The 15,794-nt window shown below is 47.9% G+C and carries 15 protein-coding genes; 11 read left to right on the forward strand and 4 right to left on the reverse strand.

The window, feature by feature from the left end; genetic code table 11:
- The first annotated feature begins 6 nt into the window (after positions 1-6).
- The 11 genes from HY200_10520 (at position 7) to HY200_10570 (ending at position 11,606) form a co-directional block, all read left to right on the forward strand.
- A complete protein-coding gene (locus HY200_10520) occupies positions 7-1,575 on the forward strand; it encodes a HAMP domain-containing protein (protein MBI3595378.1) in 1,569 nt (522 codons plus the stop codon).
- A gap of 23 nt (positions 1,576-1,598) precedes the next feature.
- Positions 1,599-2,096 (forward strand): purine-binding chemotaxis protein CheW, encoded by a 498-nt coding sequence (locus tag HY200_10525; protein MBI3595379.1) that lies wholly within the window; start codon positions 1,599-1,601, stop codon positions 2,094-2,096.
- A 45-nt stretch (positions 2,097-2,141) separates the two neighbouring features.
- Positions 2,142-2,921 carry a tetratricopeptide repeat protein gene (locus tag HY200_10530; GenBank protein ID MBI3595380.1) on the forward strand — a complete coding sequence of 260 codons (780 nt, stop codon included), beginning with the start codon at positions 2,142-2,144 and terminating at the stop codon, positions 2,919-2,921.
- A gap of 66 nt (positions 2,922-2,987) precedes the next feature.
- The gene (locus tag HY200_10535; GenBank protein ID MBI3595381.1) at positions 2,988-4,706 is read left to right on the forward strand and encodes a glucose-6-phosphate isomerase; all 1,719 of its coding nucleotides are present in this window, start codon (positions 2,988-2,990) and stop codon (positions 4,704-4,706) included.
- 20 nt (positions 4,707-4,726) lie between these two features.
- Positions 4,727-5,629: a decarboxylating 6-phosphogluconate dehydrogenase gene (gene gnd / locus HY200_10540; protein ID MBI3595382.1), complete on the forward strand. Its 903-nt coding sequence runs from the start codon at positions 4,727-4,729 to the stop codon at positions 5,627-5,629.
- Positions 5,622-7,127, forward strand: coding sequence for a glucose-6-phosphate dehydrogenase (zwf, locus tag HY200_10545; protein ID MBI3595383.1), 1,506 nt, complete (start codon positions 5,622-5,624; stop codon positions 7,125-7,127). The genes gnd and zwf overlap by 8 nt, the downstream gene beginning before the upstream one ends.
- Entirely contained in the window at positions 7,124-7,867 is a 744-nt protein-coding gene (gene pgl, locus HY200_10550; GenBank protein MBI3595384.1) for a 6-phosphogluconolactonase, read from the forward strand. Before zwf ends, pgl begins: the two co-directional genes overlap by 4 nt.
- A gap of 105 nt (positions 7,868-7,972) precedes the next feature.
- Positions 7,973-8,296 (forward strand): iron-sulfur cluster insertion protein ErpA, encoded by a 324-nt coding sequence (gene erpA, locus HY200_10555; protein MBI3595385.1) that lies wholly within the window; start codon positions 7,973-7,975, stop codon positions 8,294-8,296.
- 79 nt (positions 8,297-8,375) lie between these two features.
- Positions 8,376-10,202: a Fe-S protein assembly chaperone HscA gene (gene hscA, locus HY200_10560; GenBank protein MBI3595386.1), complete on the forward strand. Its 1,827-nt coding sequence runs from the start codon at positions 8,376-8,378 to the stop codon at positions 10,200-10,202.
- Between the two features lie 254 nt (positions 10,203-10,456).
- The gene (locus HY200_10565; protein MBI3595387.1) at positions 10,457-10,948 is read left to right on the forward strand and encodes a urate hydroxylase PuuD; all 492 of its coding nucleotides are present in this window, start codon (positions 10,457-10,459) and stop codon (positions 10,946-10,948) included.
- A gap of 130 nt (positions 10,949-11,078) precedes the next feature.
- Complete coding sequence (locus HY200_10570; GenBank protein ID MBI3595388.1) at positions 11,079-11,606, forward strand: DNA-3-methyladenine glycosylase I; 528 nt, start codon at positions 11,079-11,081, stop codon at positions 11,604-11,606.
- A gap of 7 nt (positions 11,607-11,613) precedes the next feature.
- On the opposite strand, the gene HY200_10575 is transcribed toward HY200_10570, so the two are convergent.
- The 4 genes from HY200_10575 to HY200_10590 all read right to left on the reverse strand — a co-directional run bounded on the left by HY200_10575 (position 11,614) and on the right by HY200_10590 (position 15,533).
- Entirely contained in the window at positions 11,614-13,488 is a 1,875-nt protein-coding gene (locus tag HY200_10575; GenBank protein MBI3595389.1) for an EAL domain-containing protein, read from the reverse strand.
- A gap of 6 nt (positions 13,489-13,494) precedes the next feature.
- Positions 13,495-14,634, reverse strand: coding sequence for an FIST C-terminal domain-containing protein (locus HY200_10580; protein ID MBI3595390.1), 1,140 nt, complete (start codon positions 14,632-14,634; stop codon positions 13,495-13,497).
- Positions 14,635-14,854: 220 nt separating this feature from the next.
- Positions 14,855-15,139 carry a hypothetical protein gene (locus tag HY200_10585; protein ID MBI3595391.1) on the reverse strand — a complete coding sequence of 95 codons (285 nt, stop codon included), beginning with the start codon at positions 15,137-15,139 and terminating at the stop codon, positions 14,855-14,857.
- 28 nt (positions 15,140-15,167) lie between these two features.
- Positions 15,168-15,533, reverse strand: coding sequence for a hypothetical protein (locus HY200_10590; protein MBI3595392.1), 366 nt, complete (start codon positions 15,531-15,533; stop codon positions 15,168-15,170).
- Positions 15,534-15,794 lie beyond the last annotated feature (261 nt).

Raw genomic sequence — 15,794 nt, forward strand, 5'->3', positions numbered from 1 at the left:
AAAGTCATGAAAGAGAATCTGGAGAAGTGGGAAGAACAGGAAAAATTATTAGGGACCCGTCTGACGGAGCTCGAAAGCCTTACCCAAAAGAAAGACGAACTTGCCTTTTTAAACGAAGCGCGCCGGAATGACGCAGAGTACGAAAGGGGATTCCGTGAAATTGTCAGAAACATTTCGGAAGGCAAAATCAAGACACCTCAGCAGGCCAATGATGCGCTAAACCCGTTCAAGAGCAGGATTCAAGACGTTGAAAATGTGCTTGTGGATATTTCCAATAAGAATCTGCAAAACATGGACAGGCTCAAAGTCACTTCCAATCAAAAAATCATGGAATATGGCTGGAAAGGACTTCTGATTACGCTGATGGTCATGCTGATTGGAATCGGAATTAGTTTTAAAATGGCCGATGGCATCACAAAGCCGCTGGAAAAAGCAGTTGAAATAGCTGAAAGGACTGCTTCAGGAGATTTGAATATTCCCATTAAAGTCAATACCCACGATGAAATCGGACAGCTCCTCACTTCCATGAAAAGAATTATTGCTTCCAATCGCGAACTGGCTTCAAAGGTGGTGGGTGTTGCCGGAGGAGATTTAACGACAAAAATCGTCCCCCGTTCGGATCAGGATGTACTGGGTATTGCGTTGAGAGATATGGTTCTCAAACTTTCAAAGATGATCGGCGACGTTCGAACAGGAGCGTTGATGGTTTCTTCAGCGGCGACGCAACTTTCAATTTCATCGCAATCCCTGTCAGAAGGGACAAGCGAACAAGCCGCTTCCATCGAAGAGACCAGCTCCAGTCTGGAACAGATGCATTCTACGATAACTCAGAATGCTGAAAACAGCCGCCAGATGGAGCAGATGGCACTAAACGGAGCTCGCGATGCCGAAGAAAACGGCAGAAAAGTCATGGAGACGGTGGAAGCGATGAAACTGATTTCCGAGAGGGTTTCCATCATTGAAGAAATTGCCTATCAGACCAATCTTCTCGCATTAAATGCGACCATTGAGGCCGCACGGGCCGGGGCACACGGCAAAGGATTTTCCGTGGTAGCGACTGAAGTCAGAAAACTGGCTGAGAGAAGCCAGGCCGCGGCAAAGGAAATCAGGGATGTCGCCCGCTCAAGTGTTCGATTGGCAGAGGAAACAGGAACGCTCCTCATGGCTCTTGTTCCCTCAATTCAGAAGACGGCAAACATGGTTCAGGCGGTTGCAGTGGCGTCCCAGGAACAGTCTACGGGAGTGGCACAAATCAATAAAGCGATGAATCAGGTAGATCAGGTCACTCAACGCAATGCGACGGCGGCTGAGGAACTTTCCAGAACTGCGGAAGATATGACCGCCCAGGCCGTGAGTTTGAAAAATCTGGTATCCTATTTCAGAGTGGAAGACACTGCCGATCAGCCCGCTGTCGACGAAGACAGGGAGGTTAAAGCGTTTTCAAGTTCAATCTATTCGGGCCATGGAGAAAAACCTTTGGTGAAGGAGTTAAGCCGGGGAACAGGAACTCCTGAGAGTGCAAATGGCGTTTCTCGGGAGTCTTCGGATGTCGATCGTGAATTCAAAAAATTTTAAACACAGAAAGGCATAGAATTGACATGGAACCACTCGATGAGGCTTCTCCCGAAATCCAAATCCTGACTTTTTTCCTGTCGGAAGAAGAATATGGCGTAAATATTAAAGCGGTCAAGGAAATCATTGAATATGCCACGATGACCAAAATCCCCGCCTCTCCTCCGTTTATCCGGGGAGTGATTAATCTCAGAGGGAGCGTCGTTCCAGTCATTGATTTTGCCAAAAAGTTTGGTTTTCCTGAATCGCAGGTGACCAAAAGAACTTGTATTGTGATTGCCGAAGTCGAACATGATGGCAGAAAAAATCTCGTTGGAGTCATCGTGGATCGCGTAAATCAGGTCATGGATCTCCTGCCGTCGGAAATCGAACCCCCTCCCACATTTGGAACTCCCGTTCAGAACGACTACATTGGGGGCCTCATAAAAAGAGATAAAAATTTTATCCTTATTCTGGATTTTGACAAAGTCCTTTCGCTCGATGAACTAAAATCGGGTTTTACCCTTGTGTCTCCTGTACCCTAAACATGGTATAATCGATTGCCTGGTTACTGGAGTCCGCTTCTCATCATGGATAGCCTCACCTACCTCAATCTTGGAAATAAGGCATTTTCGGAACGGAACTATCCGAAAGCCCTGGCTCATTACCAGAAAGCCCTGGAAGAAGGCCGCGGGGATCCCTTATGGGTAGCGGATTTATATGGCAATATCGGGAATGTCTATGCGGCGACAGGACAGGAAGGTCCGGCCATAAAGTGGTATCGTAAAAGTCTCCAGATCTTGCGGAGAGAAGAGGCCTACTCAAGACTCGGCGTGACATTCGTCAATATTGGAAATCTCTATGCCGATCAGGGTGAAAGCGCCAAGGCGGTCACACATTACAAACAGGGAGCGCTTCTTTTGGAACAGGAAGGGGATTTCGATGGGCTGAGCACCCTATACGGAAACCTTTCCCTGCTCTGTCTAAAGCAATCGGATCTTCAATCCGCTCTGGAATACGCACAAAAAGGAATCACCTTTGCAAAACGGTTAAATCAACCGGTTCAGATTGCTCATGCCTCTCATCGGCTTGCCAAAGTTAAGCAGTCACTCGGAGATTTTCGCGAAGCGCTCTCATTGAGTCAATCCGCACTCGGAATCTTTGAGCACCTTCACGATGAAATGGGAATGGCTTCCACCCTGTTTCACCAGGCGGATCTTTTTGAGAAGCGTGGAGATGTGACCCATGCAATCCTTTGCCTTGAAAAAGTCGTCCGCATTGATGAAAAATATCAGCTTCCCAAACTTTCCGAGAACCGTTCTCGACTCTACCATCTTCAGGCAGGGATGAAGGAAAGCAAAAAAACTTGAACGATATTCTTTTTAAGAGCTAAGATAGTGTCGAGACAATCGATTTCGGGTATTACAGGAACAAAAATGAAATTCTCTGAAAGTTCATTATCTCTTCTTAGAAAAGAGTCTGGCGAAGTCAGAAAACTCCTGGCGAAATTCGAGGGGGAGAATGTCGCGTCCCGCCTCTGGAACAAAGATGCATCTCTCTGGAAAAGGGATTCGGCCATTCGTCGTAAAATTGTCGATCGTTTGGGCTGGTTGGACGTTCCTGAAAAGATGAAAAGCCGGATTCCCGAACTCATTGAATTCCGGAACGACATCATCCAGGCGGGTTATAAAAACATCGTCCTTCTTGGTATGGGAGGGAGCAGCCTCTGTCCGGAGGTCTGCAGAAAAATATTTGGAATTTCTTCCGGATCTCCGGGATTTTACGTTCTGGATACCACCAGTCCCGCGACCATACTCCGGACAGAAAAAAAACTGCGTTCGGAGAAAACCCTTTATATTCTTGCCAGCAAATCGGGATCGACTCTGGAAGTCGACTCTCTCTATCGCTATTTCTTGGAAAAAGTGGAGATGTTACATCCCGGCGGAGCGGGAGAGTACTTCATGGCCATTACCGACCCTGGAACGTCACTGGAACGGTTGGCCCGTGACAAGATGTTTCGCAAGGTTTTTACGAATCCCCCCGACATAGGAGGCCGATATTCAGCGCTTTCCTATTTTGGTCTGGTTCCTGCGCTTCTCATGGGTATCGATCTGAAACTGTTTCTTGGAAAGGCCCTTGAAATGTCTGGAAAATGCCGGTCTGAAATTTCAGCCGAGAGAAACCCGGGAGTCCTCCTCGGAGCGGTGCTGGCCACTTTTGGCAGGGCTGGACGGAACAAAATTACTTTTGTGCTTCCTCCTCCTCTCTTGAGCTTTGGAATCTGGCTGGAACAGCTTATTGCCGAATCGACCGGGAAAGAGGGGAAGGGACTGGTTCCCGTAGAAGGCGAGACGATTGGCAAACCGGAAAGCTACGGGACGGACCGCCTCTTTATCTTTTACACAATCCGTTCGGATCAGAATGCCCCGCTGGAACGTCAAATTGAGCGGTTGGTCGATGCGGGACAGCCCGTCGTCGTGATTGAAATTGAAGAAACCTATGATTTGGCAGGTGAGTTTTTCAGGTGGGAAATGGCTACCGCGATAACGGGTATTCCGTGGGAGATCAATCCGTTTGACGAACCGAACGTCACGGAGAGCAAGGAAAACACCGCGAAAATTTTGGAGATATACAAGAATTCGGGGAGTCTTCCGGTTTCCGTTCCCTTATTGACGGAGCAGGGCGTGACGCTGTTCGGAGAATCGAAGTCGGGCGAAGCAGCCTCCCTGGTTCAAAATTTGATCCGGTTTTTTAGCGAGATTCCGGAAACACACTATCTGGTTCTTATGGCCTACCTGGATTCTTCCGATGAAAATGAGATGTTGTTGCAGGAACTGAGACTTCTCATCCGCGATCATTTTCGTATTGCCACAACGGTAGGATATGGTCCCCGATTTCTGCACTCAACCGGCCAGCTTCATAAGGGGGGACCAAAGGAGGGAGCGTATGTTCAGATCACCACTGAACCTTCGGAGGATATTGCGGTGCCGGGAAAAGGCTATACTTTTAACACCCTGAACAGATCGCAGGCGCTTGGTGATCTGGACTCTTTGAAGAAGAGAGGGTTACCCGTTCTGCAGCTTCATTTGACCCGGTCTCCCGGTGAAGGATTGAAATACGTTATGGATATTCTGGAAAAGGCATTTCGACAATGATGAGAAGGAGCTTGTGACGGATGCAGATGGGAATGATAGGTCTGGGCCGGATGGGGGCCAATATGTCTCAACGGTTGCTGAAAAGCGGGCATCAGGTGATCGGTTATGATCGGTCCAGTTCCGTCGGAAAGGAACTGATCCCTCTGGGTGGCGCCCGGGTTTATTCCACGAAAGAATTGGTTGAAAAATTAACCCCTCCCCGAGTTATCTGGATGATGGTTCCCGCCGGTTCTCCGGTGGATCAGACGGTCGAAGAACTCCTTCCGCACCTTTCTTCAGGCGACACGCTGATCGACGGGGGAAATTCATATTACCAGGATGCATTGAGGCGTTCCAAAGCGTTGGAAAGTCGGGAGATCCACTGGCTTGATGTGGGAACCAGCGGAGGCATTTGGGGGTTGAAAGAGGGATATTGTCTGATGGTGGGCGGACGGGAAGAAAGTTTTGTTCGGTGCGAACCTTTATTTAAGTCCCTGGCGCCAGAGGGAGGATACCTCTATTCAGGATCCAGCGGAGCAGGACACTTTACTAAAATGGTTCATAATGGCATTGAATATGGCATGCTTCAAGCCTATGCGGAAGGATTCGAGCTTTTAAAGAGATCTTCCTTCAAATTTGATCTTGAATCGATTGCCCGACTTTGGCAGAAAGGAAGCGTGGTCAGATCGTGGCTTTTGGAACTGACGGCAAGTGCATTGAAGAAGGACTCTGATCTGTCGAAGGTGAAAGGGTTCGTTGAAGACTCGGGTGAAGGGAGATGGATTGTCAAGGAAGGCGTCGATTGCGGCGTGCCGCTTCCGGTCATCACGCAATCCCTGTTTGCCCGGTTCCAGTCGCGGCAAGAAGAATCCTTCAGCGCGAAAATGATTGCCGCCCTGAGAAAAGAATTCGGGGGACATGAGGTAAAGAAAACAGATGAGTGAACGAGAGGGTTCAAAAGGATATCGGGGAGACGCCTGTGGCATTGTTATTTTTGGAGCGTCCGGGGACTTGACCCACCGGAAGTTGATCCCCGCGCTTTATTCGCTTTCATTGCAGGGCCTCCTCCCCAATCAATTCGCGGTTGTTGGATTTGCCAGAACCCCGATGGAGGAATCGGAATTCCGTCAGAAATCGTATGATGCCATTCGTCCGGAATCGGAAAAGGAGTGGGAGAGTTTTTCCCAACACCTCCACTATTTCCCCGGAGATTTTAGAAAGAAGGAAGATTATCAACAATTAGGCGAGTTTCTGCTTGCAAAAGGAAGTGGCCATTCCTGGTGTGACAATATTCTTTTTTACCTTGCCACGCCCCCTTCCGCTTATCCGACCATTATTGAAAACCTCAAGGATTCAGGACTTTCAGGGAGGATGAGAGAGACCAGGGGCTGGACCCGGATTATCATCGAGAAACCATTTGGCAGGGATCTGAATACAGCCTCCGCCCTCAACTATCTTGCGGACCAAGCGTTTGAGGAAAAGCAAATATTTCGAATTGACCATTATCTCGGGAAAGAGACGGTCCAGAACATCCTAGCATTCCGGTTTGCCAACGGGATTTTTGAACCGCTCTGGAACAGGCAATTTATCGATCATGTCCAGATTACGGTCGCGGAAGGGATCGGGATTGAAGGACGAGGGGCCTATTATGAAGAGGCGGGTGCGCTTCGGGACATGGTTCAGAATCATCTCCTCCAGCTTTTGGCGCTGGTCGCAATGGAGCCGCCGATCGCGCTAGATGCGGACGCTATTCGGGACGAGAAGATCCGGGTTTGGAAGTCGATTCGACCGATTGCTCCGGACCAGGTCAACCAGTTTACGGTTCGGGGACAATATCGGCGGAGTTTCTTCAAAGGGAACGAGGTCAAAGGTTACCGCGAGGAAGAGAAGGTTGATCCGCATTCCGTCATCGAAACCTATGTCGCGGTCAAGTTTTTTATCGACAATTGGCGTTGGGAAGGGCTTCCCTTTTACCTTCGAACGGGAAAGCGGCTCCCCAAAAGAGTTTCGGAAATTGCGATTCAGTTCAAAAGGGTGCCGCATCTCCTTTTCAGAAGAGTGTCGGATCATCGTCAGGAACCGAACCTGCTTGTACTTCGGATTCAACCCGATGAAGGAATCTCCCTGAAGTTCGAGGCGAAACGTCCCGGGCCCGGAATAGAATTGAAATCCGAAACACTCAATGTGCATTTTGACGGCGCGTCAGGTGTCCGCAAGGATTCGGCCTATGAAAGGCTTCTTCTCGATGCGATGAGGGGAGACCAGACGCTCTTTACCCGAAGAGACGGAATCGAGGCCGCATGGGGATTGATCGATCCGATCATTGAAGGTTGGAAAAAAGAGCCTGCAAATGATTTTCCAAATTACAAGGCCGAAAGCTGGGGTCCCTCCTTGGCGGACGACCTCATGAAAAGAGATGATCGTCATTGGCGAGTTTTATGACTTTAGCCGGACCGAAGTGGATCGTTTGTCAGGATGTCGCTTCACTCAGTCAGACCGCCGTAACAATATTTCTTGACCTCTATCGCAAAACCCTTTTGCGGGAACCCATTTTTACCGTACTCCTTTCCGGAGGGAAAACGCCTGATACCATTTATTCACTTCTTGCCGAATCTTCGAATCAGGGAGGAGTGGATTGGAATAAGATTCATTTGTTCTGGGGTGATGAACGATTTGTACCTTCAAACCATCCGGAAAGCAATTTCGGTACATTGAAGGTGAGTTTGATTTCCAGGATCAATATCCCTCCGGAAAATGTTCACCCGATTCCGACAGATGGGGTCACGCCCCAGGAAGCGGCAATAAGATATGAGAATCATTTGAAAGCGTTTTTCAATTTGGACGAGAATGCGTTTCCCCGATTTAGTCTTATCTTGCTTGGAGTCGGGGAAGATGGGCATACCGCTTCGCTCTTTCCCGGTTCACCCGAGCTGGACGAAAAGAAGAGATGGGTCGTCTCAAGTCATGTAAAAAGCCTTAAAAATCAGCGCATTACAGTCACATTACCGGTGTTAAACGAGGGGCATTCGATACTGGTTCTGGCTTCGGGCGAGAAAAAGGCGGAAGTCATGAAAAGAGCTATCGAGTCCAACAGCGAGCCCTTCCTGCCCATTCAACGGATCCATCCATCCACAGGAGAAATCACCTTCTTGATGGATGCCGCCGCGGCTTCAAGACTGTAGCTGAGCCATTGATTCCTGAGCTTTTGTTTGAGTTGAACCCAGGTTGAAGGCTGTGTTAATATAACAGTGTAAAGGTATTGTTTTACTGAAGAAAGGGATGCTCAGATGATTCATTTAACTGAAACTGCCGCTCAAGAAGTGAAGAAGATTATGTCAAAAGAAAATAATCCGGATCTTGCCCTTCGAGTGGGAGTAAAAGGGGGAGGTTGTTCGGGACTCGAATACAATCTTTCCTTTGATTCCAATCGAGAAGAATGGGATGAACTTTTTGAAGAGCACGGAGTCAAAATGCTCGTGGACGCCAAGAGTTATATCTATCTGGATGGCATTACCATTGATTTTTCAAGGGCTTTGACAGGAGGAGGGTTCAAATTTAACAACCCGAATGCCACAGGCTCTTGTGGATGCGGCACTTCTTTTGCCGTCTAACAGACTCGAAACTTAAAACCTATACGGAGGTGGGCTTTCTCACGAAGGCCGCCTCTTTTTTATTTTGGAATCATGACATATGAGCAATAGAATTGTCGGAATTGATCTGGGAACGACCAACAGTCTCGTCGCCTATGTTGACGGGAAGGTGCCTAAAATAATTCCTGATCAGGAAGGTAACAGGATGGTCCCTTCAATCGTCTCGTTTGAAGGGAACCAGTTACGGGTTGGAGAAAAGGCCAAAAAAAGAAGAAAAGAAGATATCGAAAACACCCTTTATTCGATCAAACGGTTGATGGGAAAAGGGTTAGCTGAGGTGCAATCAGAACTTGCTTATATTCCCTTTAAACTTTCAGGAGACTCCGGAGGGGTCATCAAGATTCACGTCGGAGACAGAACTTTTACACCTCCAGAAATCTCGGCAATGGTATTAAGACAGCTCAAGGAACAGGCGGAATCCTATTTTAAAGAAGAGATCAACCGGGCTGTGATAACGGTCCCCGCCTATTTTAACGACAGTCAACGGCAAGCGACGAAAGATGCCGGAAGAATTGCCGGCCTGGAGGTCGTTCGGATCATCAACGAACCGACCGCCGCCTCTTTAGCGTATGGCCTCGACATGCGGAAACAGGGGATCATCGCGGTTTATGATCTGGGAGGGGGCACTTTTGACATTTCTATCCTGAAATTGAAGGAAGGGATTTTTGAGGTCCTTTCGACGAACGGGAATAATCATCTCGGGGGGGACGACTTCGACCATGCCATGATTTCAGTCATCCTGCAGGAAGTTCGCGAAAAGGGTGGAATGGACGGTGAAAAAGATCCGGAGCTATTTGAAAAAATCAGAGCGGCTTCCGAATTGGCCAAATGCCGGCTTTCAACAGAAAATTCGACATTCATGGAAATTGAATTGGGCGCAGGGAAGAAATATGAAAGACCATGGACCCGCGCCGAATTTGAAAATGTAATTTCTTCATTGGTCACATCCACGGCAGAACCCTGCCGCCAGGCCCTTTCCGATGCCGGGCTCACTCCGGAAGCAATTGATGAAGTCGTTCTGGTGGGAGGTTCAACCCGGGTTCCGATGGTTCGGAAACTGGTGGAAGATCTCTTTCGCAAAAAAGCCCATTCCGAATTAAACCCGGATGAAGTCGTGGCACTTGGAGCAGCAATTCAGGGCCACATTCTGGGAGGACATATCAAGGATATGCTTTTGCTGGATGTGACCCCGCTTTCGTTGGGAATTGAAACGATGGGAGGAGTCGTAAGCAGAATTATTGAGAGGAATACGACCATTCCCACTTCTGCGGTTGATCAATTTACCACGTCCGTTGATAACCAGACCGGTGTTCAGGTCCATGTCGTCCAGGGAGAAAGAGAGCTGGTCAAGGATGTCCGGAGTCTCGCCCGCTTCACTTTGAAAGGAATCCCTCCGATGAAGGCGGGGCTTCCAAAGATTGAAGTGAGATTTCAAATCGATGCCAACGGAATCTTGAGTGTGAGTGCGAAAGAGGTCAGGACGGGAATCGAACAGACGATTGAAGTGAAGGCCACTTATGGCCTTGAGGAGGAAGAGGTCAAGCGGATGATCAAAGATTCCATGGTTCACGCCGCTGAGGATCTAAAATCCCGTCAGGTGATTGAGTCGAGAAACGAAGCCGAGTCTGTACTTCGCCATACCGACCGCGCGATGGACCTTCATCGTGCCAGTTTGAGTTCTGCCGAAATGGAAAAAATTTCGAAGGCCGTGTCCCGATTGAAGGGAGTCATTCAAGGAGAGGATCATCGCCTGATTCGAAACGAATTGAAAGCGCTCGAAGAGGCCACCCAGCCTCTCGCCGAAAAGATCATGAATCAGGCCCTCAAAGCGGAAGTGGAAGGCAAGAAGATCTCCGACGTTGTGTAACAAGAACCCTTTGATTTTATTTGTTTCCAGTTAATTTTCCTGTTATATATATCTCTGATTCTGATCGGTCGTTAACCCAAATCATTCGTAGCCATGTCATGAGTAGAAAGGAGAAATAATGAAAAATCCGCTCGATACCATATCAGGCACCATCATCTCTGGTTTTATTTTAACTGCGATCCTTTTTGTGATCGTCAAAGCTTTAATTTAAGGATACCGGGACAAACCTAATTTATTATTTGAAAGGAAGCGCAATGACATCAATTGAATTATTTTTCAGATGGGGACATTTTTTGACAGGCATTACCTGGATCGGATTGTTGTACTATTTTAATTTTGTTCAGGTTCCCTTTATCAAGGCGACCACTCCGGAAACAAAAGCGGAAGCTTTCAAACATCTTGTTCCCAGAGCGCTTTTCTGGTTCCGTCATGCCGCACTCTGGACCTGGATATTCGGACTGTTGATCCTGGGAGGAAGAGGCATGTTGCTGGATGCCTTTATGTTAAAAGGGGGTGCCGCAATTATCGGGATGGGTGCCTGGCTCGGAACGATCATGTTCCTCAACGTTTGGCTGATTATTTGGCCGAACCAGCAAAAGGTTCTCGGACTTGTTAGCGCAACGCCTGAGCAAAAGACCAAAGCGGCTCGAATGGCTTTTCTTGCGTCAAGGACCAATACCATGCTTTCGGTTCCGATGCTCTTTTTCATGGCAAGTTCTAGCCATGGTGCCGGACTCTTTTCTTAAACCAGGGAATATGGATAGAGAGATCAGGGCGACCTTTGGGTCGCCCTTTTTTATTTAATATGGAAAACAAATGGAGTGAGGCAAGGTTTTGACGCCAAAGCGGTGTGAATGGGCCGGATCCGATTTTGAAATGGTCCGCTATCACGATACCGAATGGGGCGTTTCTGTATACGATGACAGGCGCCTCTTCGAATTTCTGATTTTGGAGGGTGCCCAGGCGGGACTCAGCTGGATGACGATCTTGAAGCGCCGTGAAGGCTACCGGGAGGCATTTGATCAATTTAATGCCAAAAAGGTCTCTTCTTTTGATTCGAAAAAGATTGAAGATTTACTGAATAATCCGAAAATCATCCGGAATCGGCTTAAAATAAGTTCTGCCGTGAACAATGCCAGATGTTTTCTGGAAATAATCGAGGAGTTCGGAAGCTTTAGCCGGTACCAATGGGAGTTTGTTGGGGGAAAGCCGATTCAAAACAGACGAAAATCCACCCAGGATTTTCCGGTCACCACGAGGGAATCAGATGCCTTCAGTGGAGATCTTAAAAAGAGAGGGTTTAAGTTTGTCGGCTCGACGATTATTTATGCCCATATGCAGGCCGTAGGGATGGTCAACGACCATACGATTTCCTGCTTCAGACATCAGGAAGTGCAGGATTGATCAGGAATCAGGTTTTGACCCCGTTCCATTTATGAGTGAGGAGATTTTTGAATTCTTCATGAGGCAGCGGCTTGCTGAAATAGAATCCCTGCGCTTCGTCACATTCAAGTGACCGGAGAAGGTTAAGTTGGTCCAACGTTTCTACCCCTTCTGCCACCGCCCGGAGTCCAAGACTGTGCGCCATTCGAATAATGGTCTGTGCAATGACCGCGTCATTGGTATCCGTTGTAATATTACGGACAAAGGATTGATCAATCTTGAGCTTGTGAATGGGAAATCGTTTCAAATAACTCAGCGATGAGTAGCCCGTACCAAAATCATCAATTGAAAGTTGAATGCCCATGTCGCTTAACTGGTGAAGAAGCCTGATAATGGCGTCTGTGTTTTTCATAAGCAAGCTCTCGGTCAGTTCCAGTTCAAGATAGCGAGGAGAAAGTCCTGTCGTATTGAGCACCCGTGTAACCTCCTCCAGGAGATCCCCCTGATGAATCTGTCTGGCTGACAGGTTGACGGCGACTGAAAGGGGTTCGACCCCGGTGGCTTGCCATGATTTGAGCTGTTGACAAGCGGCATTCAGCACCCACTTTCCAATTGGAAGAATCAGGCCGGACTCCTCTGCAATCGGAATGAATGCGCCTGGAGAAACGGTTCCCACATGCGGACGGTTCCACCGGACAAGTGCCTCCATGCCGGTGAGCGCTCCGGTCAGCAAATGAAAAGTGGGCTGATAATTTAATATGAGTTCATCCCGGGTAATGGCCTGTCGGAGCGCGCTTTCCAGGGAAAGGCGCTCAACGCTCGAATGATCCATCGTTGAGGAATAGACCTGAGAATTATTGTCGCCTCCCTGATCTTTGACTTGATAGAGGGCGATGTCGGCATTTTTCAAGAGTGTTTGCGGATCGTCGCCGCACTCGGGGTAAATGGCAATGCCGATGCTTCCGGAGATGTACAATTCGTGATTTTCGAGATTGAACACAGGTCTGAGGACATTGAATATTCGTTCGGCAGCCCTGATCGCATCATACTTTGATTCGATGACAGGCAATAAGACGGTAAACTCATCACCGCCCATCCGTGCAACGGTATCACCGTCCCGCATGCAATGAGTCAATCTTTCTCCCAGCACTTTTAATAACTGATCTCCGATATTATGGCCCAGTGTGTCGTTAATCACTTTAAAACGATCCAGATCAATAAAGAGGATGGCCAGCATGGCTTCGGTCCGCCGGGCCTGCGAAATCGCCATGGAGAGCCGGTCTTCAAAAAGCAGGCGGTTAGGGAGTCCCGTCAGGGAGTCATGATAAGCCTGGTATTTTATCATCTCCTCGGCCTGCATTCGGCTTGTCACATCACGAATGATCGCAAATCCGCCGATTGCCTGGCGGGATTCGTTATACAGCGGAGAAAACTGGGCTTCGTAATGTCTTTTTCTCCCGTCTCTTGAAATGGTGAATGACTTCTCTATGGTCACTGTGGTCTTGCCTTCGATGATATCAGAAAAAATCCTCGGCCCGGCGATTTCCTGAAACGGATGCAGGAGGTCATAAATCAGCCTGTTACTGGCCTCGTCTTTGCCGATACCGGTGATCGCTTCCATGCCGGGATTCCAGACGGTGCAATGGCATTCGTGGTCAAAGGCAAAGATGCCATCACCACTGCTATTGATAATCCTTTCAAAAAGCGCGCGAATGTCAGAATTGGCCTGAATAAGCTCCTGCGAACTGAGTTCAAGCGATCGTTCAAGCATTTCTCTGTCGATATCGAACTGGGAATAGGCGCTGTTGACCGCTTCAATCAATTCTCCGCATCCTTTTGGAACGGATTCTATCCCGTTAAAAAAACGTTTGAGCTGGCGATTGAGCAGACTATGCAATTTCACCGAAAATTACCTCTCCGAAAAGGTGGTGATGGTCATGGTCTGATTGTGAAGCTCGCATTTGGCATTGGGCGTAAAAGGAGAAATTTCTCCATAGGAATAGAAACCGGTCAGAATGGTCTTGTCGCCTGTGATTTCTCTAACCCCCTCGACTTCTTCCTCAATTCGCTGTTTGAGGACGAGTTTTCTGCCGACACAGCTAATCAGGATCGCCAGATCTGGAGCGTTCGGACCGATCGTCCCGCAACTGATCTTGGCGGCTTCTAAAGAGCCGTCAATCAATCGGTCAAAGTTGGCTTTCATCAGTCGAACATAGGCGCCCTGCGGAAGATCCCCGGCGAAGGTCATACTCTGGTCCTTTTCATTGACAGACAAAATGGTTCGAACCACGCCGACATTTTCATTCTCTGTCCGAAGACAGAGTGGAAAAAGGAGACCTGAGGCGGGAAGTCCTTTTGCATGTTCTCCCAGATATTTCTTATACAATTCCAGCGCAGACTTTCCGTCCAATTGGTACAAAATATTTCCATGGGACGAGGTAATCCGTCTTTCCGGACCAAATGGATCCCACCCACCCAAAGAGCCGCAGCCGACTTTTAGCCGGTCGCCGTAAAATCCGACAACCCCCACGCGATCTTTTTCTGCAGGAGAATCCATCAGGACCAGGGTTTCTTCAAAAAGTTCGCCATCGCCGGAGAGGCCTCCGGTCAGCGTGGTATGCGAGGGGAGATATCTCGTCAGTCCCTCAACGAGTTGACTTCCGTTTACGGTAAGGCCATCAGAAAGGACGAAGACATATGAGAGACCTTTCGTCGGGAGACTTTCCGCAAGTTTCTTGCCGGCATCAAAACTACTTTCCCCCTGCCGGACATGGATCGATGCCGTTTTGACTTCGGTGTAGTCAAACCGCATTGCGGTCAGAATAATGGAGCCGTCAGAGACATGCGTGTCATGAATTTCACCGGCGGTAGAACATCCAAATAGATGGGCGTTAGGGTAAAACCTTCTGATTTCGTCAAATACCTTGTCCCCTTTCAGACTGGATTTGGAACCAAAAACGAGAACAAGCTGAGCGGACTCGTTGAGATTACTTCTACTCTGCGGTTCCCATCCCTTTTCCTTCACCCACCTTTTTTGTTCAATTTCCATGTCGGCATTCCTTTCGAATAACAATGAGAAATCCCGGTCCAAAAAATGAAGCGACACCAGACCCCTTTCAATCGGTTTTTAGAAAGAGATCTCTCATTTTTTAAAGCACGATAATTGGATAGATACTATTTTAATTTACCATTTAATTGGGGTGTGTCAAGACGGACGGAGAGAGCTGGAGCAGAAAGAAAAGGGGGTCAGCCAAAGACCCCCTGGAAACCTACACCTTTATTTTTGTGGCGATCATTCCCTTGTCTGTTGTTTCATAGGTAATGACCGCTTCCTGATTTGGATGAACCGTTTTGATAAGTTGTTCGGCCGCCTTAAAAGTCATCTCTTCACCGGTTTCAGCATCTTTCAGGACCAGGATGCGTTCTAGGACGTTTATCGATACAATGACCCCGACATGTTTGTTCGGACCGGCCGATTTGCATGCCAGGACAGGTGTAGAAAATGCCAACCCGGCGAAAATCAAGGTCGTTAAGATGGTTATTTTATTTTTCATTTAACAGTTCCTTTCTAATTTAAATCGATTATTCTTTTTCCTGGCGTTCTTTCATTTCTTTCATGTCATGCATTTTGTCCTGATGTTCCTGCAGAGCATTTTGACATTTCTTGGAAATATGTTCCTCATGTTTCTTCAGACATTGCATCATTCTTCCTTCGCCTGGCTGGACCTCTTTGCAAAACTCCTCAATATCTTCTTTACAGGTTTCTCGTGCTTCTTTCATCTTGTCAACCATTTTTTCCTTCATCTTCTCCATACCCGCGGCCATCTGCTGCTTGCATTCGCCGGACAGGTTCTCGTGATTTTCCTTCAAACAACGAAGTATTCTCCCTTCACCCGGTTTGACTTCTTTGCAAAACTTCTCCACGTCCGGCTTGCATGATTTCCACATGCCCCCCTCATTTTCATTTGCATAAACCGAAAAGGGGATAACTAAAATGATTAAAAACGAAGGGATGCGTCGCAATGCGAAAGTGATTTTTGAAACAAATGACATGGATGACTCCTTGGAAAGAAGGGATATTTTTTTTCGCACTGATTATAACATTCGGTAATTCTATTGTAAAATTTTAATTAGTTCAGTTAATATAGTAACACTATTCAAGGTAAAGCGACCGCGTATCCTTCCCGGGATTTGACAAGTTGGCATTCT

This window comes from Nitrospirota bacterium, from assembly GCA_016194305.1.
GTDB lineage: Bacteria > Nitrospirota > Nitrospiria > JACQBW01 > JACQBW01 > JACQBW01.

Excerpts from the sequence above, each read along its gene's own strand:
- HY200_10520 (MBI3595378.1), top strand. The coding sequence starts at position 7 with ATGAAAGAGAATCTGGAGAAGTGGGAAGAACAGGAAAAATTATTAGGG.
- HY200_10525 (MBI3595379.1), top strand. The coding sequence starts at position 1,599 with ATGGAACCACTCGATGAGGCTTCTCCCGAAATCCAAATCCTGACTTTT.
- HY200_10530 (MBI3595380.1), top strand. The coding sequence starts at position 2,142 with ATGGATAGCCTCACCTACCTCAATCTTGGAAATAAGGCATTTTCGGAA.
- HY200_10535 (MBI3595381.1), top strand. The coding sequence starts at position 2,988 with ATGAAATTCTCTGAAAGTTCATTATCTCTTCTTAGAAAAGAGTCTGGC.
- gnd (MBI3595382.1), top strand. The coding sequence starts at position 4,727 with ATGCAGATGGGAATGATAGGTCTGGGCCGGATGGGGGCCAATATGTCT.
- zwf (MBI3595383.1), top strand. The coding sequence starts at position 5,622 with ATGAGTGAACGAGAGGGTTCAAAAGGATATCGGGGAGACGCCTGTGGC.
- pgl (MBI3595384.1), top strand. The coding sequence starts at position 7,124 with ATGACTTTAGCCGGACCGAAGTGGATCGTTTGTCAGGATGTCGCTTCA.
- erpA (MBI3595385.1), top strand. The coding sequence starts at position 7,973 with ATGATTCATTTAACTGAAACTGCCGCTCAAGAAGTGAAGAAGATTATG.
- hscA (MBI3595386.1), top strand. The coding sequence starts at position 8,376 with ATGAGCAATAGAATTGTCGGAATTGATCTGGGAACGACCAACAGTCTC.
- HY200_10565 (MBI3595387.1), top strand. The coding sequence starts at position 10,457 with ATGACATCAATTGAATTATTTTTCAGATGGGGACATTTTTTGACAGGC.
- HY200_10570 (MBI3595388.1), top strand. The coding sequence starts at position 11,079 with ATGGTCCGCTATCACGATACCGAATGGGGCGTTTCTGTATACGATGAC.
- HY200_10580 (MBI3595390.1), bottom strand. The coding sequence starts at position 14,634 with ATGGAAATTGAACAAAAAAGGTGGGTGAAGGAAAAGGGATGGGAACCG.
- HY200_10585 (MBI3595391.1), bottom strand. The coding sequence starts at position 15,139 with ATGAAAAATAAAATAACCATCTTAACGACCTTGATTTTCGCCGGGTTG.
- HY200_10590 (MBI3595392.1), bottom strand. The coding sequence starts at position 15,533 with ATGTGGAAATCATGCAAGCCGGACGTGGAGAAGTTTTGCAAAGAAGTC.